Source organism: Pseudomonas sp. H3_D04 (assembly GCF_054669175.1).
Window position 1 is genome coordinate 4,760,202 of the sequence record NZ_CP162801.1, and the last position, 17,626, is coordinate 4,777,827.

The 17,626-nt window shown below is 56.0% G+C and carries 19 protein-coding genes; 15 read left to right on the forward strand and 4 right to left on the reverse strand.

Translation table 11 applies throughout. The features are described 5' to 3' along the window. The 3 genes from AB4N91_RS22075 (at nt 1) to AB4N91_RS22085 (ending at nt 3,043) form a co-directional block, all read left to right on the forward strand. Complete coding sequence (locus AB4N91_RS22075) at nt 1-729, forward strand: amino acid ABC transporter ATP-binding protein (RefSeq protein ID WP_010463253.1); 729 nt, start codon at nt 1-3, stop codon at nt 727-729. Between the two features lie 46 nt (nt 730-775). Beyond that, complete coding sequence (locus AB4N91_RS22080) at nt 776-1,609, forward strand: transporter substrate-binding domain-containing protein (RefSeq protein WP_077747458.1); 834 nt, start codon at nt 776-778, stop codon at nt 1,607-1,609. Nucleotides 1,610-1,759: 150 nt separating this feature from the next. After that, nucleotides 1,760-3,043, forward strand: a complete 1,284-nt coding sequence (locus AB4N91_RS22085; protein ID WP_458369240.1) for an NAD(P)/FAD-dependent oxidoreductase — start codon at nt 1,760-1,762, stop codon at nt 3,041-3,043. A 158-nt stretch (nt 3,044-3,201) separates the two neighbouring features. Here AB4N91_RS22085 and trxB read toward each other — a convergent pair whose 3' ends face one another. After that, nucleotides 3,202-4,164 (reverse strand): thioredoxin-disulfide reductase, encoded by a 963-nt coding sequence (trxB, locus tag AB4N91_RS22090; protein WP_010463259.1) that lies wholly within the window; start codon nt 4,162-4,164, stop codon nt 3,202-3,204. Nucleotides 4,165-4,478: 314 nt separating this feature from the next. On the opposite strand from trxB, the gene cysZ reads away from it, so the two are divergent. From cysZ to AB4N91_RS22135, 9 genes are all read left to right on the forward strand, one after another. Next, nucleotides 4,479-5,210 (forward strand): sulfate transporter CysZ, encoded by a 732-nt coding sequence (gene cysZ / locus AB4N91_RS22095; RefSeq protein ID WP_102594612.1) that lies wholly within the window; start codon nt 4,479-4,481, stop codon nt 5,208-5,210. Between the two features lie 403 nt (nt 5,211-5,613). Next, nucleotides 5,614-6,252 (forward strand): WbqC family protein, encoded by a 639-nt coding sequence (locus AB4N91_RS22100; RefSeq protein WP_229801731.1) that lies wholly within the window; start codon nt 5,614-5,616, stop codon nt 6,250-6,252. Then, a complete protein-coding gene (locus AB4N91_RS22105; RefSeq protein ID WP_102594605.1) occupies nt 6,249-7,178 on the forward strand; it encodes a glycosyltransferase family 2 protein in 930 nt (309 codons plus the stop codon). Before AB4N91_RS22100 ends, AB4N91_RS22105 begins: the two co-directional genes overlap by 4 nt. Beyond that, nucleotides 7,159-7,794, forward strand: a complete 636-nt coding sequence (locus tag AB4N91_RS22110) for a class I SAM-dependent methyltransferase (RefSeq protein WP_102594606.1) — start codon at nt 7,159-7,161, stop codon at nt 7,792-7,794. The genes AB4N91_RS22105 and AB4N91_RS22110 overlap by 20 nt, the downstream gene beginning before the upstream one ends. Continuing rightward, nucleotides 7,791-8,456, forward strand: coding sequence for an acetyltransferase (locus AB4N91_RS22115; RefSeq protein ID WP_102594607.1), 666 nt, complete (start codon nt 7,791-7,793; stop codon nt 8,454-8,456). The genes AB4N91_RS22110 and AB4N91_RS22115 overlap by 4 nt, the downstream gene beginning before the upstream one ends. Then, nucleotides 8,453-9,364: a glycoside hydrolase family protein gene (locus tag AB4N91_RS22120; protein WP_102594608.1), complete on the forward strand. Its 912-nt coding sequence runs from the start codon at nt 8,453-8,455 to the stop codon at nt 9,362-9,364. The genes AB4N91_RS22115 and AB4N91_RS22120 overlap by 4 nt, the downstream gene beginning before the upstream one ends. Continuing rightward, nucleotides 9,361-9,771 (forward strand): GtrA family protein, encoded by a 411-nt coding sequence (locus AB4N91_RS22125; protein WP_102594609.1) that lies wholly within the window; start codon nt 9,361-9,363, stop codon nt 9,769-9,771. Before AB4N91_RS22120 ends, AB4N91_RS22125 begins: the two co-directional genes overlap by 4 nt. After that, a complete protein-coding gene (locus tag AB4N91_RS22130; RefSeq protein ID WP_102594610.1) occupies nt 9,768-10,319 on the forward strand; it encodes an acyltransferase in 552 nt (183 codons plus the stop codon). The genes AB4N91_RS22125 and AB4N91_RS22130 overlap by 4 nt, the downstream gene beginning before the upstream one ends. Nucleotides 10,320-10,400: 81 nt before the next feature. After that, the gene (locus tag AB4N91_RS22135; RefSeq protein ID WP_154911869.1) at nt 10,401-11,600 is read left to right on the forward strand and encodes a glycosyltransferase family 4 protein; all 1,200 of its coding nucleotides are present in this window, start codon (nt 10,401-10,403) and stop codon (nt 11,598-11,600) included. A 116-nt stretch (nt 11,601-11,716) separates the two neighbouring features. Here the strand turns inward: AB4N91_RS22135 and AB4N91_RS22140 are convergent, their stop codons facing one another. The 3 genes from AB4N91_RS22140 to AB4N91_RS22150 form a co-directional block, all read right to left on the reverse strand. Then, nucleotides 11,717-12,820, reverse strand: coding sequence for an NADH:flavin oxidoreductase (locus tag AB4N91_RS22140; protein ID WP_154911870.1), 1,104 nt, complete (start codon nt 12,818-12,820; stop codon nt 11,717-11,719). Nucleotides 12,821-13,007: 187 nt separating this feature from the next. Beyond that, nucleotides 13,008-13,490 (reverse strand): glutathione peroxidase, encoded by a 483-nt coding sequence (locus AB4N91_RS22145; protein ID WP_010463268.1) that lies wholly within the window; start codon nt 13,488-13,490, stop codon nt 13,008-13,010. Nucleotides 13,491-13,613: 123 nt separating this feature from the next. After that, the gene (locus tag AB4N91_RS22150) at nt 13,614-14,099 is read right to left on the reverse strand and encodes an FKBP-type peptidyl-prolyl cis-trans isomerase (protein ID WP_010463269.1); all 486 of its coding nucleotides are present in this window, start codon (nt 14,097-14,099) and stop codon (nt 13,614-13,616) included. Between AB4N91_RS22150 and AB4N91_RS22155 the strand changes: the two genes are divergently transcribed. From AB4N91_RS22155 to AB4N91_RS22165, 3 genes are read left to right on the forward strand one after another with little or no spacing between them, the layout of a single operon-like run. After that, nucleotides 14,068-14,406, forward strand: coding sequence for a DUF3565 domain-containing protein (locus AB4N91_RS22155; RefSeq protein WP_042932938.1), 339 nt, complete (start codon nt 14,068-14,070; stop codon nt 14,404-14,406). The genes AB4N91_RS22150 and AB4N91_RS22155 overlap by 32 nt on opposite strands. A gap of 60 nt (nt 14,407-14,466) precedes the next feature. Beyond that, entirely contained in the window at nt 14,467-16,566 is a 2,100-nt protein-coding gene (gene pta, locus AB4N91_RS22160) for a phosphate acetyltransferase (RefSeq protein WP_010463273.1), read from the forward strand. Beyond that, nucleotides 16,567-17,469, forward strand: coding sequence for an acyltransferase (locus tag AB4N91_RS22165; protein WP_077747431.1), 903 nt, complete (start codon nt 16,567-16,569; stop codon nt 17,467-17,469). Nucleotides 17,470-17,626 lie beyond the last annotated feature (157 nt).

Below are 17,626 nucleotides of genomic sequence, written 5' to 3' on the forward strand. Positions count from 1 at the left end.
ATGATTTCAATCACCGGCCTGAACAAGTGGTACGGCAACTTTCACGCCCTGCGCGACGTCGACCTGAACGTCGCCACTGGCGAAATCCTGGTGGTGTGCGGCCCGTCGGGTTCGGGCAAATCGACAATGATTCGCTGCATCAACCACCTGGAAAATTTCCAGAAGGGCCACATTCAGGTCAACGGCATTACGCTCACCAGTGAAGCGGAAAGTGTCAGCGCCGTGCGCAGCGAAATCGGCATGGTGTTCCAAAGCTTCAACCTGTTCCCGCACTTGAGCGTGATGGACAACCTGACTCTGGCCCCGCAGCTGGTGCAAGGCGTGTCGGCCACCGAGGCGAAAAAACGCGCACAGGTCTATCTGGAGCGGGTGCGGATTGCTGAGCATGCCCACAAATATCCGTCGCAACTGTCCGGCGGCCAGCAGCAGCGCGTGGCCATTGCCCGGGCGCTGTGCATGAACCCCAAAGTGATGCTGTTCGACGAACCAACCTCGGCGCTGGACCCGGAAATGGTCCACGAGGTGCTGGACGTGATGGGCGAGCTGGCCACCGACGGCATGACGATGATTTGCGTGACCCACGAAATGGGCTTTGCCAGCAAGGTCGCCGACCGAGTGCTGTTCATGGATCAGGGCCAGGTGATCGAACAAGCCACCCCCGCCGAGTTTTTCAAAAACCCGCAGACCGAACGCGCACAGAAATTCCTGTCGCAGATCATCGGTCACTGAGAAGCGCTTTACCCCCGCATAACAATAACGAAAAGTGGAGATGGACATGCTCAGTAAAAAACCCGCAATCACCCTTGCTGCCGCCTTGTCACTGTTGTTCGTCGGCGCCGCGAACGCCGGTGCCGTTCTGGACAAGATCGAGAGCAGCAAGACGTTGACCGTCGCCACCTCGGCGACCTGGCCCCCGCAGGGGTTCATCAACGACAAGAATGAAATCGACGGTTTTGATATCGACGTGTCCAAGGAGATCGCCAAGCGTCTCGGCGTCGAGGCCAAATTCATCACGCCCGACTGGGATGTGATTACCGCCGGCAAGTGGAATGGCCGCTGGGACGTATCCGTCGGCTCGATGACCGCCACCAAGAGCCGTGCGCGGATTCTCGACTTCCCCGGCACCTACTACTACGTGCCCTACGTGTTTGCGGTGCACAACAAATCCACGGTCACCGACCACAAGGCGTTGAATGGCAAAACCATCGGCGTCGAGGGCGGCACGACGTCCGAGGACTATTTCAGCCAGGCACTGGCCATCGAAACCACTGACGTGCCACCCGTCGTCTACGACGTTAAAACCGAAAAAATGAAGACCTACGCCGGCTCCGTCGGACCGCTGGACGATCTGCGCCTGGGCGACGGTGCTCGACTCGACGCCATCCTCACCCAACGCAGCACGCTGGATGCGGCCGTCAAGAAGGGTTACCCATTACGCGCTGTCGACAACGGCGTGGTGTTCTATGAACCGTTGGCCGTTGCCACCGACAAGGGTGACCCGGAGCTGAAGGCGAAACTGAGTGAAATCATCGGCGCAATGCACAAGGACGGCACGCTGACCAAACTGTCGGACAAGTGGTACGGCGTCGACTACTCGACCATCAAGTAACACTGCCCTCCCCTGAGGGAGCGAGCCTGCTCGCGATGAGGCCATCAAATTCAGCATTAATGTTGAATGTTCGACCGCCATCGCGAGCAGGCTCGCTCCCACAAAGGCCAGCCCTCGCTTGAATGTCCGGCAACTTATCAAGGATCGACCATGTCCTTCCCCAACACCTGGTATTCCCAAACCTCGCTGCCCCGTGCGGCCAGGCCCGAATTGAACACCGACGAAACCTGCGACGTCTGCATCATCGGTGCCGGCATCGCCGGCCTCACCGCCGCCCTCGAACTGATCCGGCGCGGCAAGCGTGTGATCATCCTCGAAGCCCATCAGGTCGCGTGGGGAGCCTCCGGCCGCAATGGCGGCGTGGTCTCGCCGGGCTGGGCTGAAGGGTCTGGAGCGATCCGCAAAAAACTGGGGCTGGAAAACGCCAGAACGCTGTTCCAGATGTCGGTTGAAGGGGTAGAGATTGTCCGCCGCAACATCGCCGAACTGGCCCTCACCGGCTGCAATCCGTCCGCCGGCACAATCCGGGTCAAGCGCTACGACGACAGCGCCGCCGTGAAAAACCACATCGACACAATGCGCCGCGACTTCGCTTACGAACTCAACTTCCTCGACACCGCCCAGGTCCGCGAACGGGCGCATACCCAACGTTATTTCCAGGGTGTGGAGGACCCCAACGCTCTGCATTTCCACCCGTTGAATTATTGCCTGGGCCTGGCCCTTGCCATTGAAGCGGCGGGCAGTCGCATTTTCGAACACTCCAAAATGCTCACCTGGCGTCGCGAAGGGGCCGACAAGATTGTCCAGACCGCTCACGGCAGCGTGCGCTGTCAGGACCTGGTGTTCTGCGCCGGCGGTTACGGCGGGCCGGAGCTGCAAAAGCTCAGCCGCGCCTACCTGCCGATTGCCACCTACGTGGTGCTGACCGAACACTTGGGCGATTCGATCAAAAGCGTTCTCGAGTCAGGCGCCGCGTTTTCCGATGACCGTCGCGCCTCGGACTATTACCGCATTGTCGAAGGCGATCGCCTGTTGTGGGGCGGACGTATCACGACCCGTCACGAACAGAATGAAAAAGCCCTGGCAGCCATGCTCAAGGCCGACATGGTGTCGGTGTATCCGCAACTGGCGCCGGTCAGGATCGAATTGGCCTGGTCCGGTCTGATGGGGTATTCCACCAACAAAATGCCCAACCTGGGATGGCTGGAACCAGGTGTCTGGGCGTGCACTTCATTTGGCGGTCATGGACTGAATACCGGTTCGATTGGCGGCAGGGTGATTGCTGAAGCGGTGTGCGGGGAAACTGCTCGGCATGAACTGTTCAAGCCGTACTTGCTGGACTGGAACGGTGGGCCGTTCGGGCGCGTTGCCGCCAATGCGATCTATCAATCGCTGAAGGTCATGGACTTCGTCCAGGAACGGTTTCGCGGTTGACCAACACAATCCCTGCAGGAGCGAGGCTTGCCCGCGAAGGCGACTTCCACTGACACGACGCCTTCGCGGGCAAGCCTCGCTCCTACAGGGGTCTGGTGAACGCTTTTGCTGTGGGTACAAAAAAACCGGCCGAAGCCGGTTTTTTCATTTCAACGATTTCAGAACTTGGCGTTCTGCAGATCATCGAGGTAACGCTCGGCATCCAGTGCCGCCATGCACCCGGCGCCGGCCGAGGTGATGGCCTGACGGTAAACGTGGTCAGCCACGTCACCGGCAGCGAAGATGCCTTCGACGCTGGTGGCCGTTGCGTTGCCGTCGCGGCCGCCCTGCACAACCATGTAGCCGTCTTTCAACGTCAGCTGGCCTTCGAACAGCGAAGTGTTCGGGGTGTGGCCGATGGCGATGAACACGCCGTCGACTTTCAGCTCGTCGAAGCTGCCGTCGTTGTTCTTCAGGCGGGCACCGGTCACGCCCATGTTGTCGCCCAGGACTTCGTCCAGGTTCGCGTTCAGCTTCAGGATGATCTTGCCTTCGGCAACACGGGCATTGAGCTTGTCGATCAGGATCTTCTCGGCGCGGAAAGTTTCGCGACGGTGGACCAGGGTCACGGTGCTGGCGATGTTGGCCAGGTACAGCGCTTCTTCAACAGCGGTGTTGCCGCCGCCGACCACAGCCACTGGCTTGTTGCGGTAGAAGAAACCGTCGCAGGTTGCGCAGGCCGATACGCCTTTGCCCATGAACGCTTCTTCCGAAGGCAGGCCGAGGTAACGGGCGCTGGCGCCGGTGGCGATGATCAGGGCGTCGCAGGTGTAAGTCGCGCTGTCGCCGATCAGGGTGTACGGCTTGGCAGCGAAGTCCACGGCATTGATGTGATCGAAAACGATCTCGGTTTCAAAACGCTCGGCGTGCTCTTTCATGCGGTCCATCAGCGCCGGGCCGGTCAGGCCGTGGACGTCGCCCGGCCAGTTGTCGACTTCGGTGGTGGTGGTCAATTGACCGCCGGCCTGCATGCCGGTGATCAGCAGTGGCTTGAGATTGGCACGGGCGGCATAGACCGCAGCACTGTAACCGGCAGGGCCGGAACCGAGAATAATCACTCGCGAATGACGGACTTCAGACATGACCTGCTCCTGTTGACCGGCCCGGAACACCTGGCGCGGAACGCCGGGTTGCCGGCGGGAATAAAAAAGGACTGTTGAAAGCCTTGGGGAAGGCTCGGGTTCGACAGTCCTGTAAAAAGAATGGGTGCAGCGTATCGAGGGGGCGAAGATTAAGGAAATACGGTTTAACAATCCAGCTCATAGGCGGTCTCTATCCGGTCACGATGGATTTATAGGCGCCTTTGTTACAGTTAATGTCGATGTCGCTGCCGCGCTTTCGCCTGTCAGGCAAAGCCGGTAAGGTCGGCGCGTTTACCCTTTGCTCGGAGCACGTTATGCCCGCCCCCGTTCTGTCCGGCCCGCAATACCTGCGCGAAGGCCTCAAGCTGGTCTTGAGCCCCAGCCTGCGTTTGTTCGTATTGTTGCCCTTGGTGATCAACCTCGTGCTGTTCGTCGGATTGATCTACCTGGCCAGCCATCAATTCAGCCTGTGGGTCGATACGCTGATGCCGTCCCTGCCCGACTGGCTGAGTTTTCTCAGTTACGTCCTCTGGCCGATTTTTGTCGTGCTGGTGGTTCTGATGGTGTTTTTCACCTTCACCATGCTCGCCAACGTCATCGCCGCGCCGTTCAACGGCTTCCTGGCGGAGAAGGTCGAAGTGGTGGTGCGTGGCACCGATGACTTCCCGGCGTTCAGTTGGGGTGAACTGGTCGCCATGATCCCGCGCACTCTGTCCCGGGAAATGCGCAAACTCGGCTACTTCCTGCCGCGGGCAATCGGGTTGTTCATTCTCTCGTTCATCCCCGTGGTCAACATCATCGCCGCGCCGCTGTGGCTGCTGTTCGGGGTGTGGATGATGGCGATCCAGTACATCGACTACCCGGCGGACAACCACAAACTGGGCTGGAACGAAATGCTCGCCTGGCTGCGCGAGAAGCGCTGGCAGAGCATGAGTTTTGGCGGGATCGTGTACCTGGTGTTGCTGATTCCGGTGGTCAACATCCTGATGATGCCGGCGGCTGTGGCTGGGGCGACGCTGTTCTGGGTGCGTGAGCGCGGAAATTAAGGTCAGAGCATCCGGGGCACAGCTTTCACGCAACAAGGTCTCTGAATCTTACTGAAAAGCCTGTTTTTTCCAGCCACCCGAATGCAGGGTATCCATTCAACAATGGGTGAAAAAAGTGACACCCCCTCCCTCCAGCATTAAAGTAGCGGCATTTACGGAAAGCAGGCACAGCCAGTACGCGCAGTAGCGGTTCAGTGACCGTCGAAAAAGGAAGTAAAAACTCGCTTTTACCTGGTGAGCATTTTACGAACCGCGAGCGCGAAAAAACCGTTACTGGTGCTACTTGAACCCGTGGAAAACGGTCCGACTTCCATGTCGGCAAAACGAAGCAGACGGGACATGTGCATTGAAAAAAGTTGCTATTCTCCAATCTAACTACATCCCGTGGAAGGGATACTTCGACATGATCGCCGCAGTAGACGAGTTTATTCTCTACGACGACATGCAGTACACCCGTCGTGATTGGCGCAATCGCAATCAGATAAAAACTCCGCAAGGTGTGCAGTGGTTGACCGTTCCAGTGCAGGTAAAAGGGAAGTACCATCAAAAAATAAACGAAACCGAGATTGATGGCTCCGACTGGATGGAGGCACACTGGAAGTCTCTAGAGCAAAACTACCGTCGCGCGCCCCACTTTAGTGAAATAGCCTCTTGGTTAGAGCCTCTCTACAAGGCCGACAGCTACAGTCATATATCCCAGTTGAATCTACTTTTCATTCAAGCTATCTGCCAATACCTCGGCATAAAGACATTGATTAGTAGCTCATCTGATTACACGTTGCTGAACGGTAAAACAGAACGTCTGGCCGATCTGTGCGTCCAGGCAGGCGCTTCGGAATATATATCAGGACCCTCTGCAAAGGACTATGTTGACGAAACGGTATTCAATCAGCTGAACATTAAGCTAAACTGGTTCGATTATTCTGACTATGGTGAATACCCTCAACTCTGGGGAGCATTCACGCACGGCGTAACGATTCTCGACTTATTGTTCAATTGCGGGAAAGGCTCATACCAATTCATGAGACATGTCAGCCCATGAAACTTTCTATCGTTGCTACGCTATACCAGTCTTCACCCTACATCGCAGAGTTTTATCAACGTGCCTGCGCTTCTGCCCGACAAGTTGCGGGAGAGGACTTTGAAATTGTATTTGTCAACGATGGCTCGCCCGATAACAGCCTGGAACTGGCAGTTCAGCTTTCACAAGCAGACCATCACGTTGTCGTGGTTGATCTCTCAAGAAATTTCGGTCATCACAAGGCAATGATGACAGGCCTTGCCCATGCAAAAGGCGAACAGGTATTTTTAATAGACAGTGATCTGGAAGAAGAACCAGAGTGGTTGCTGCCATTTACCGATCAAATAAATCACAACGAGTGTGACGTAGTCTATGGCGTTCAGGAGAAACGTAAGGGCGGGCGGATCGAGTCATGGAGTGGGCAGTGGTTTTACCATTTGTTCAAAGCACTCACCGGGTTAGCGTTACCCAAGAATGTTGTCACTGCTCGGTTGATGACTCACCGTTATGTTGAAGCGCTACTGCGTCACGCGGAAAGAGAGATTTTCATGGCCGGCCTATGGTACATCACCGGTTTTGATCAACACCCGCTGTATGTAAAAAAACACAACACGAGTGAGACAACCTATACATTTCGTAAAAAGATGTCGTTACTGGTCAATTCCGTAACTTCATTCAGCAACGCACCGCTGATCGGCATATTTTACATTGGCATCTCAATCTCTCTACTTGCAACTATTTATATTACCTATCTGATCCTGCACTGGTTATTCTTGGCGCAACCGGTCAGCGGTTGGACTTCAGTCATGGCATCCATCTGGTTGCTGGGTGGAATGATCATCTCGTTTATCGGCGTCGTTGGAATCTATCTTTCAAAGATATTCTCTGAGACCAAGCAGCGCCCCTACACAATAGTGAGGCAGATTTATGCAAAAGAACAAGAATGAATTACTGAACGAAGTTGCCAACTATTATTCAGACAAACTATCTCAACATGGAGAGACACCTCAGGGTGTTGACTGGAATGGCACTGAAAGTCAAATATTGAGATTTGAGCAATTATTTAAAATCATCAAGCAAAGTGACAGCTTCTCCGTGAACGATCTGGGGTGCGGATACGGAGCGCTTTATGATTGCCTGAATGAAAGATACACATCCTTTGCCTACACCGGCATCGATATTTCCCAGGGTATGATTGACGCAGCCACAGAGCGTTACAAAGATATGCCACAGGCGCGATTTGTGTTGGCGGGAGAACCAGATGTCATTTCTGACTATTCCATTGCGAGCGGTATTTTCAATGTTCGCCAAGGTCGTTCAGATGTTGAATGGTTAGCCTACGTCGAAGAAACACTAGACGCCCTTGATCGAACGAGCCGGTCCGGCTTCGCCTTTAACTGTCTCACATCGTATTCAGATGCAGATAAAATGCGCGATTACCTTTATTACGCCGATCCCTGCGCTTTGTTCGATCTATGCAAGAAGCGTTACTCCCGAAATGTAGCGATCCTGCATGACTATGACCTCTATGAATTTACTATTCTTGTGAGGAAGGCAGCATGAAAAAAAATCTGGTGATTTTCGGCTTCGGCGATATTGCCCAGCTTGCCTATTATTATTTCCGCACTGATTCCGACTATAACGTTGTCGCTTTTACTATCGACAGATCCTACATAGCCGAACATGAATTTTGTGGCTTGCCCGTTATTCCTTTCGAAGACATCCACAAACAGTACCCCCCTGAATCCAATGATTTTTTTGTAGCATTGAGCTACTCCAAAATCAATACCGTGCGAAAAGAAAAGTATTTAGCAGCCAAAGCGTTAGGCTACCAATTGACCAGCTATATCAGTTCGCGTGCAACAATTTTGAACGAGCAGTCCATTGGCGAGAACTGCTTTATTCTGGAGGACAACACCCTCCAGCCTTTTGTGACAATAGGCAACAATGTTACATTATGGAGTGGAAATCATATTGGTCACCACTCTACGATACATGATCATTGCTTTGTCGCCTCGCACGTCGTTGTTTCTGGCGGAGTCGAGATAGCTGAGCAATGTTTTATTGGCGTCAATGCAACTCTGCGTGACCACATAAAAATCGGTGAGCGAAGTGTAATTGGCGCCGGCACTTTAATACTGACCGATGTCGAAGCAGAAGGCGTGTACATAGGCCCTGCAACTGAACGGTCAAGAGTTCCAAGCAGCAAGTTGAGAAAGATATGACCCATCAATGGCGAAAACTTGGACACATTTACACTCCTTCCGGAGATTCGCCATGGATGCACAGTCATGCAGCCGTGCCATTCTGCGAGCATCTGGTTGATGATGTATTTCGTATTTACTTTACTGCTCGCGATACCCAGAGCCGCTCTCATACTGCTTTTGTCGACGTGGATATCAGGTTCCCCTTCAAGGTATTGAATGTTTCCGAGGATCCTGTACTTGTTCCTGGGTCGCTGGGTGAGTTTGATGACAGCGGTGCAATGGGCTGCTGGCTTCTGAAAAAAGACGACATACGTTATTTGTATTATCAAGGCTGGAACCTAGGATTGACAGTTCCATTCCGAAATTCCATCGGTGTTGCAACAAGCACATCAGGCCATGCATTCAAGCGTTATTCGCCTGGCCCGATTGTAGACCGCTCGATGTTCGAACCCCACTTCACCGCCACACCTTGCGTTTTGGTTGAGGATGGTAAGTGGAGAATGTGGTATTTGTCCTGCACCGAATGGCAAATGGTAAACGGAGTGCCCAAGCACAAGTACCATATAAAATATGCTGAATCTGTTAACGGCATAAACTGGATACGCGAAGGTAAAATCGCGATCGATTATGCTCATGATAAAGAGCATGCGATCTCCAGACCATCAGTCATACATGACGAGGATGGTTGGAAAATGTGGTATTCCTATCGCGGCGAATCCTACCGAATCGGTTACGCCGAGTCAGCAGATGGTATTAGCTGGACAAGAATAGATGACCGGGTAGGCATTGATGTATCGGAAACTGGCTGGGACTCCGAGATGATTGAGTACCCCTTTGTCTTTGACCATGATGGCAAACGCTACATGCTATACAATGGCAACAATTATGGTATTACTGGATTTGGTCTGGCTGTACTCGAATCATGAAACATTATTTTCAATGCTTCACCTCACTCGATTTACTTCAACTCGCAAGATATTACCTGGTTGGCGCACTCGTCAACGCCGGCGGCTACGTTGCATTTCTCGTACTGCTGCATGCAGGAATGGAACCTAAACTCGCGGCATCCGTTCTTTATGTCATTGGCGCATTGGTCAGCTTTGGCCTAAATCGAAAACTGGTCTTTGACAGTGCCGTGCAGATTCGCACGAGTTTGATCCGTTTATTTATCATGCTGCTGGCAGGTTACGTTTTAAACATGCTAATGCTGTATGTATTTGTTGACCTGTACACTGCGCCAGCATGGTTGATTCAAATTATCTCGGTCGTTCTGATTTCCGTCCTGTTCTACCTCGCCAATAAGTTTTATGTTCATGAAAGCGATAACTTATGAAGAACCCTATAAAAAAGAGAAATCTGGTTGTTTTTGTCTACTCCATGTTCAGTTACCTTTCCGGCATGTTATGGATCGTCGTGGATCTACTTCCACACTTTATCAGAAACTTTATTTTTCGCCTTGTGTTCAAAACATACGGACACGAGACAATGCTGGACTATAAAAGTTTTGTCAGATACCCATGGCGTGTTTCTCTTGGAAACGGGGTGGCAATCAATCGGGGTTGTGAATTGTATCCATCCATGCAAACCGATGAAGGTGTCATAACCTTGGAGGATCATGTAGTACTTGGACCAGGTGTCATTATTTTTTCTTCAGGCCATGATTACACCGCCCTCCATCTTCCCGATATCTCCGCGCCCGTAATAGTGAGAAAACACGCGTGGATCGGCGGTAAGAGCATTATCCTCCCCGGCGTCACCATAGGTGAAGGCGCCATTATTGGTGCTGGCTCCGTAGTGACAAAAGACATTCCGCCTTATACCGTTGCCGTAGGGAACCCTGCGAAGGTCATAAAGGCCAGAATACTGACCCAAGGTAAATAAACGTTCAGCACGACACCGAAAGTTTGTTGACTCGGCGGCCACTCGGTCACAAATCCATCATCCCGCCGTCACATCGACGACATGTCCCCAGCCGACACTGGGGTCATGACGACAGCTCTGCATATCACCCTCATCACCGAAACCTTCCCACCGGAAATCAACGGCGTGGCCAATACCCTCGGCCGCTTGTGCGATGGCTTGCGCGCGCGCGGGCATCAGGTCGAACTGGTGCGGCCGCGTCAGGGCTGCGATCTTCTGGCGGCCAGCAGCGATGAGCTGTTGCTGTGTCGCGGCTGGCCATTGCCGGGCTATCCGGGTTTGCAATGGGGTCAGTCGTCGATGCACAAGCTGCTGCGGCGCTGGAAACGTCATCGTCCGGACGTGCTCTACATCGCCACGGAAGGGCCGCTGGGATTGTCGGCGTTGCGAGCGGCGCGGCGTTTGGGGATTTCAGTGGTCAGCGGCTTTCACACCAATTTCCAGCAGTACTCCAATCAATACGGGCTCGGCTTGCTGTCGCGCTTGCTGACCCATTACCTGCGCTGGTTTCACAACCGTTCGACGTTGACTCTGGTGCCCAGCATCAGCCAGCGACTGGAACTGGAACGGCGTCATTTCGAACGTCTGGCGTTGTTGTCCCGAGGGGTCGACAGCCAATTGTTTCATCCGGTCAAACGCCTGCAATCTTTACGCGAACAGTGGGGACTCGCCGAGAAAGACATCGCGGTCATCCACGTCGGACGCCTGGCGCAGGAGAAAAATCTCGGCTTGCTCAAGCGCTGTTTTGACGGCCTGAAGGCCACTTATCCACAGCGCAAACTGAAATTGATCGTGGTCGGCGACGGGCCACAGCGAGGTTTTTTGGAGAAGGAGCTACCTGACGCGATTTTCTGCGGCTCACAACGAGGCGAAGCGTTGGCCAGTCACTATGCGTCAGCGGACGTATTTCTGTTTCCGAGCCTGACCGAAACCTTCGGCAATGTGGTGCTTGAAGCATTAGCGTCGGGATTGGGGGTGGTGGCCTACGATCAGGCGGCCGCCGCTCAACATATCCGTCATGGCTACAACGGCGTGTTGGCGATGCCGGGCGACGAAGAGGCGTTCTGCGATGCTGCGACGTGGTTGCTGGAGGAGCGCGAAACCTTGCGTTGCGTGCGGCTCAATGCGCGCCAGCATGCGAGTCGTCAGGGCTGGGCGGCGATTATCGAGCAGTTCGAGGGGCAGTTGCGAGGGGCTTGTGTGGGGGAGTTGGCGGTGCCTGAGGCACAGACCTTATCCTGACTGGTGGGTGACATTGAATCCGTCTTCGCGAGCAGGCTCGCTCCTACAAAGGTTCTGCGTCATGCACAAAACCTGTGGGAGCGAGCCGCTCACGAAGAGGCCCTTCCAGTCGCTGCTTAAACCAGCGTCATCAATGCCTCACGGCTGAACGGCAGGATGTCTTCCTCACGACCATCACGCACTTTCTGCGCCCAGTCCGGGTCGACCAGCAGCGCACGCCCTACCGCCACCAGATCGAACTCGTCGTTGTTCAAACGCTCCAGCAGTTTTTCCAGGCTGGCCGGCTGCGCGATCTTGTCAGTGTTGACCATGAACTGCAGGAACTCGCCATCCAGGCCAACGCTGCCCACTGTGATGGTCGGCTTGCCTGTGAGCTTGCGGGTCCAGCCGGCCAGGTTCAGCTCGGAACCGTCGAACTCCGGCTCCCAGAACCGACGCGTCGAGCAGTGGAAAATGTCCACGCCGGCGTCGGACAGCGGCTTGAGGAATTCCCCCAGCGCCTCCGGTGTTTGCACCAGGCGCGCGGTGTAATCCTGCTGCTTCCACTGCGAGAAACGGAAGATGATCGGGAAGCCTTCGCCGACGGCTGCACGCACAGCCTGAATCAATTCGATGGCAAAACGCGAACGGTTGGCCAGGCTGCCGCCGTATTCGTCGGTGCGCTGGTTGCTGCCTTCCCAGAAAAACTGGTCCACGAGGTAACCGTGGGCGCCGTGGATTTCCACGCCGTCCATGCCAATGCTTTGGGCGTCTTTAGCGGCTTGGGCGAACGCGGCGATCACGTCCTGGATATCTTGTTCAGTCATGCCGTGAACCACGACCTGACCGTCCTTCAATTTCTCCGACGGACCGTAACCCGGCACGCTGGCATCCGGCTCCGTGCCGATGCGGCGCACGCTGCCCACATGCCATAACTGCGGAACGATCTTGCCGCCCTCGGCGTGGACTGCGTCGACCACTTTCTTCCAGCCGGCCAGCGCGGCCTCACCGTAGAAATGCGGCACGTTCGGGTAGCCGTTGGAGGCCTTGTGCCCGACGGTGGTGCCTTCGGTGATGATCAGGCCGACGCCGGCAGCGGCGCGACGACGGTAGTATTCGATCACTTTGGAATTGGGTACGCCGCCCGGGGAGAAGGAGCGGGTCATCGGTGCCATGACGACGCGGGTCGGCAGTTCAAGGCTGCCGAGGTGGAACGGTTTGAACAGGGCTTTGACGGGCATGGGACGCTCCACGGGGCAAATGACTTTATGACGGCGATAATATGGAGAGTCGCAAGCCTTGAACAGCACTATTGATTTGGGTGATTAAGATCCAAAAGCAAAAGATCGCAGCCTCCGGCAGCTCCTACGGGGAAGGTGAACACCCGTAAGAGCTGCCGACGACTGCGATCTTTTGATGTTTCTTTATTCAGCTCAGCGCTTTTTCAATCGCATGGATGACCGTCGGATCATCCGGCGCTGTGCGCGGCGAGAACCGCGCCAGCACACGTCCGTCCTTGCCCAGCAGGAATTTTTCGAAGTTCCAGGTGATGTCCCCCGGAAACTCCGCACCCTCGCCCGCGAGCAGACGGTACAGCTGATGACGATCGTGACCGTTGACTTCCAGCTTGCTGGACAAAGGAAAGGTCACGCCATAGTTGAGGCTGCAGAATTCCTGGATCTCTTGCTCGGTACCCGGTTCCTGCCCGGCAAACTGGTTGCACGGCAGGCCCAGCACGCTGAAGCCTTTGTCCTTGTATTGCTGGTAGAGGTTTTCCAGCGCCGCGTATTGTGGGGTCAAGCCACATTTGGAAGCGACGTTGACCACAAGCACGACGTGCCCCTTGAGGGGTGCCAGCGGTAGCTCCTGTCCATCCAGGGCTGTCAATTTAAGGTCGTGAAAAGCACTCATGACGAACTCCAGATTCCCGTGTTCTACTCGAAACAGCCACTTGGCGATGTCGCCAGGGACAGCCGCGGACTAAAAAGGCGCCCCTCGGGCGCCTCTCCAGTTCTCTGAGCTTAGCGCAGAAAATCAGTGGTGATGGCCACCTTCGCCATGGACGTGACCATGAGCGACTTCTTCCTGGCTGGCGTCACGGATGGCAATGATCTTGACCTGGAAATTCAGGCGCTGACCGGCCAACGGGTGGTTGCCGTCGACGGTGACATCGTCGCCGTCCAGATCGCGGATGGTAACGATCTGCATCTGGCCGTCCGGCGCGGAAGCGTGGAACTGCATGCCCACTTCCAGTTCGTCGACGCCTTCGAACATGCTGCGGCTCAGGGTGCTGACCAGTTCGGCAGCATATTCGCCGTAGGCATCTTCAGGTTCAACGGCTACGGTCAGCTCGTCGCCGACTGCTTTGCCTTCCAGTGCCTTTTCCAGGCCCGGGATGATGTTACCTGCACCTTGCAGGTAGACCAGCGGCGCGCCGCCGGCGGAGCTGTCGATGACCTCACCAGCGTCGTTGGTCAGGGTATAGTCGATGGAGACAGCCTTATTGGCGGCGATCAGCATGGGGCGAGACCTTTTGCATAAGAATGAAGAATGGCCAAGTTTAGCGAAGCAATCGCCCGAAAGCGAACACAACCCGGACAGACGGATGACGGCGAAAGGCTCGACGGTCACAGGCTTCCATCAAGATGAGGACGGGCACTGGGTGGCCGAGCTTTCCTGCGGTCACACCCAGCACCTGCGCCACCAGCCGCCGTGGCAATCTCGCGCCTGGGTCCTGGACCCCGCGCAACGTATTGAAAAAATAGGCCAGCCCTTTGATTGCGGTTGGTGCGCACAGGCCTCGGTTAGCGATAACCTTGGCGACTGAATTTCGGTAGATCGTCAGCTATAGATGATCGCCATTGCCATGCACCCTTAGAGAATCCGCATGCAAACTTTTTTTATCGCACCCACCGATTTTGGTGTGGGACTGACCTCCATCAGCCTCGGGCTGGTGCGCACCCTTGAGCGCGCCGGCCTCAAAGTCGGCTTTTTCAAACCGATCGCCCAGCCGCATCCGGGTGACACCGGCCCGGAACGCTCCACCGAACTGGTGGCGCGCACCCACGGCTTGAAACCGCCGCAGCCACTCGGTCTGGCTCACGTCGAGCGCATGCTTGGCGACGGTCAGCTGGATGAGCTGCTCGAAGAAATCATCACCCTTTATCAGCAAGCGGCCGTCGGCAAGGACGTGCTGATCGTCGAAGGCATGGTCCCGACCCGCAGCGCCAGTTACGCCGCGCGGGTCAATCTGCACTTGGCGAAAAGCCTCGACGCCGAAGTGATCCTGGTCTCGGCACCGGAAAACGAAGTGCTGACCGAACTGTCTGGCCGAGTGGAATTGCAGGCGCAATTGTTCGGAGGCCCCAAAGATCCGAAAGTCCTCGGCGTGATCCTCAACAAGGTCAAGACCGACGAAAGCATGGAGGCGTTCGCTTCGCGCTTGAAGGAACATTCGCCGTTGCTGCGCAGCGGTGATTTTCGCCTGCTCGGCTGCATTCCTTTCCAGCCGGAATTGAACGCGCCGCGCACCCGCGACGTCGCCGACCTGATGGGCGCGCAGATTCTCAATGCCGGCGATTACGAAACCCGGCGCATGACCAAAATCATCATCTGCGCCCGCACCATGCGCAACACTGTGGAGCTGCTCAAGCCCGGCGTGCTGGTGGTGACCCCCGGCGATCGCGACGACATCATCCTCGCCGTCAGCCTCGCCGCCATGAATGGCGTGCCGTTGGCCGGCCTGTTGCTGACCAGCGACACCCTGCCCGATCCGCGCATCATGGACCTGTGCCGTGGCGCATTGCAGGCGGGCTTGCCGGTGTTGTCGGTGAGCACAGGTTCCTACGACACCGCCAACCAGTTGAACGGTCTGAACAAGGAAATCCCGATCGACGACCGCGAGCGCGCGGAGATCATCACAGACTTCGTTGCCAGTCACCTGGATGCCAACTGGCTGCACCAGCGTTGCGGCACTCCGCGCGAAATGCGCCTGTCGCCCGCGGTGTTCCGTTATCAACTGATCCAGCGTGCCCAGGCCGCCAACAAGCGCATCGTCCTGCCCGAAGGCAGCGAGCCGCTGACCGTGCAAGCGGCGGCGATCTGTCAGGCGCGCGGCATCGCCCGTTGCGTGTTGCTGGCAAAACCGGAAGACGTCGAAGCCGTGGCCCGCGCCCAGGGCATCGAGCTGCCGCCGGGCCTGGAGATTCTCGACCCGGACCTGATTCGCGAGCGCTACGTCGAACCGATGGTTGCGCTGCGCAAAAGCAAAAGCCTCAACGCACCGATGGCCGAGCAACAACTGGAAGACACCGTGGTGATCGGCACCATGATGCTGGCGCTGGATGAAGTCGACGGTCTTGTCTCCGGGGTCATCCACTCCACCGCCAACACCATCCGCCCGGCCCTGCAGCTGATCAAGACGGCGCCGGGCTGCACGCTGGTGTCGTCGGTGTTCTTCATGCTGTTTCCCGAAGAAGTGCTGGTCTACGGCGACTGCGTGATGAACCCGCACCCGAGCGCCAGCGAACTGGCCGAGATCGCTCTGCAAAGCGCCGACTCGGCAGCCGCATTCGGCATCACCCCGCGCGTGGCGATGATCAGCTACTCCAGCGGTGAATCGGCCAGCGGCGAAGAAGTCGAAAAGGTTCGCGAAGCGACGCTGCTCGCCCACGAACAACAGAATTCGCTGCTGATCGACGGCCCGTTGCAATACGACGCCGCCGCCAACGAAACCGTGGCCCGGCAACTGGCGCCGAACAGTCAGGTCGCCGGGCGCGCCACGGTGTTCGTGTTCCCTGACCTGAACACAGGCAACACCACGCACAAAGCTGTGCAGCGCAGTGCCGATTGCGTCAGCCTCGGGCCGATGCTGCAAGGCCTGCGCAAACCCGTGAACGACCTGCCGCGCGGCGCGCAAGTCGATGACATCGTGTACACCATCGCGCTGACCGCGATTCAAGCTGCCAACCGACCTTTGGATCTTTAAATGCTGGCTTTTCTACCTGCCGCCGTGCGCGGCGTGATTGCATCGTTGTTGCTGGCGTTAAATACCATTCTGCTGTGCTCGTTTTTGTTCTGCGTGGCGATCATCAAGGTGTTGCCCTTTGCCCTCACCCAGCGCTTCTCGCTCTGGTTGATGAGCCACACCCATGAAGCCTGGATCAGCAACAACAAGGCCTGGATGAACCTGGTCTGCCGCACCCGCTGGCACCTCAGTGGCCTGCAAGGGCTGGACTATAAGCACTCGTACCTGATCACCAGCAACCACCAGAGCTGGGTGGACATCATGGTGTTGCAGTACGTGCTCAACCGGCGCATCCAGCCGCTGAAATTCTTCCTCAAACAGGAACTGATCTGGGTGCCGGTGATTGGCCTGGCCTGGTGGGCGCTCGGTTTTCCGTTCATGAAGCGCTATTCCAAGGCCTACCTGGAAAAGCACCCGGAGAAGAAAGGCAAAGACCTGGAAACCACCCGCAAAACCTGTGACAAGTTTCGCCATAACCCGGTGGGGATTTTCAATTTCGTCGAAGGCACCCGGTTCACTGAAGGCAAGCATGCGCAGCAGAAATCACCGTTCAAGTACCTGCTCAAGCCCAAGGCTGGCGGCATTGCGTTTGTGCTGGATGCGATGGGTGAACAGCTTGAGTCGATCGTCAACGTGACCATTCACTACCCGGCCGGGCGTCCCGGTTACTGGGATCTGCTGTGCGGGAATGTGAAGGATGTGGTGGTGCACTTTCAGGAACTGAAGATTCCGCCGCAGTTCATTGGCAAGAACTACGACCAGGATGGGGAGTATCGGTTGCAGTTTCAGGGCTGGATCAATCAGTTGTGGGAAGACAAGGATGCGTTGCTTGGGCAGATGCATCGGGAGTATCCGGCGAAGTAATCAGGCGCCTGTGCCGGCCTCTTCGCGGGCAAGCCTCGCTCCTACGGATTTGGGGTGATCGCAACCTATGACGCGACACAAACCCCTAGGAGCGAGGCTTGCCGCGAAGGCGTCCGAACAGAAACAAAAAAACCCGCCGATGATCACTCATTGGCGG

Bases quoted from the DNA above. Each gene is read 5' to 3' on its own strand.
- trxB (WP_010463259.1), bottom strand. From the start codon at position 4,164: ATGTCTGAAGTCCGTCATTCGCGAGTGATTATTCTCGGTTCCGGCCCT.
- AB4N91_RS22080 (WP_077747458.1), top strand. From the start codon at position 776: ATGCTCAGTAAAAAACCCGCAATCACCCTTGCTGCCGCCTTGTCACTG.
- AB4N91_RS22085 (WP_458369240.1), top strand. From the start codon at position 1,760: ATGTCCTTCCCCAACACCTGGTATTCCCAAACCTCGCTGCCCCGTGCG.
- pta (WP_010463273.1), top strand. From the start codon at position 14,467: ATGCAAACTTTTTTTATCGCACCCACCGATTTTGGTGTGGGACTGACC.
- AB4N91_RS22105 (WP_102594605.1), top strand. From the start codon at position 6,249: ATGAAACTTTCTATCGTTGCTACGCTATACCAGTCTTCACCCTACATC.
- AB4N91_RS22140 (WP_154911870.1), bottom strand. From the start codon at position 12,820: ATGCCCGTCAAAGCCCTGTTCAAACCGTTCCACCTCGGCAGCCTTGAA.
- AB4N91_RS22115 (WP_102594607.1), top strand. From the start codon at position 7,791: ATGAAAAAAAATCTGGTGATTTTCGGCTTCGGCGATATTGCCCAGCTT.
- AB4N91_RS22075 (WP_010463253.1), top strand. From the start codon at position 1: ATGATTTCAATCACCGGCCTGAACAAGTGGTACGGCAACTTTCACGCC.
- AB4N91_RS22130 (WP_102594610.1), top strand. From the start codon at position 9,768: ATGAAGAACCCTATAAAAAAGAGAAATCTGGTTGTTTTTGTCTACTCC.
- AB4N91_RS22145 (WP_010463268.1), bottom strand. From the start codon at position 13,490: ATGAGTGCTTTTCACGACCTTAAATTGACAGCCCTGGATGGACAGGAG.
- AB4N91_RS22155 (WP_042932938.1), top strand. From the start codon at position 14,068: ATGGAGACAGCCTTATTGGCGGCGATCAGCATGGGGCGAGACCTTTTG.
- AB4N91_RS22110 (WP_102594606.1), top strand. From the start codon at position 7,159: ATGCAAAAGAACAAGAATGAATTACTGAACGAAGTTGCCAACTATTAT.
- AB4N91_RS22150 (WP_010463269.1), bottom strand. From the start codon at position 14,099: ATGCTGATCGCCGCCAATAAGGCTGTCTCCATCGACTATACCCTGACC.
- AB4N91_RS22165 (WP_077747431.1), top strand. From the start codon at position 16,567: ATGCTGGCTTTTCTACCTGCCGCCGTGCGCGGCGTGATTGCATCGTTG.
- AB4N91_RS22135 (WP_154911869.1), top strand. From the start codon at position 10,401: ATGTCCCCAGCCGACACTGGGGTCATGACGACAGCTCTGCATATCACC.
- AB4N91_RS22120 (WP_102594608.1), top strand. From the start codon at position 8,453: ATGACCCATCAATGGCGAAAACTTGGACACATTTACACTCCTTCCGGA.
- AB4N91_RS22100 (WP_229801731.1), top strand. From the start codon at position 5,614: ATGATCGCCGCAGTAGACGAGTTTATTCTCTACGACGACATGCAGTAC.
- cysZ (WP_102594612.1), top strand. From the start codon at position 4,479: ATGCCCGCCCCCGTTCTGTCCGGCCCGCAATACCTGCGCGAAGGCCTC.
- AB4N91_RS22125 (WP_102594609.1), top strand. From the start codon at position 9,361: ATGAAACATTATTTTCAATGCTTCACCTCACTCGATTTACTTCAACTC.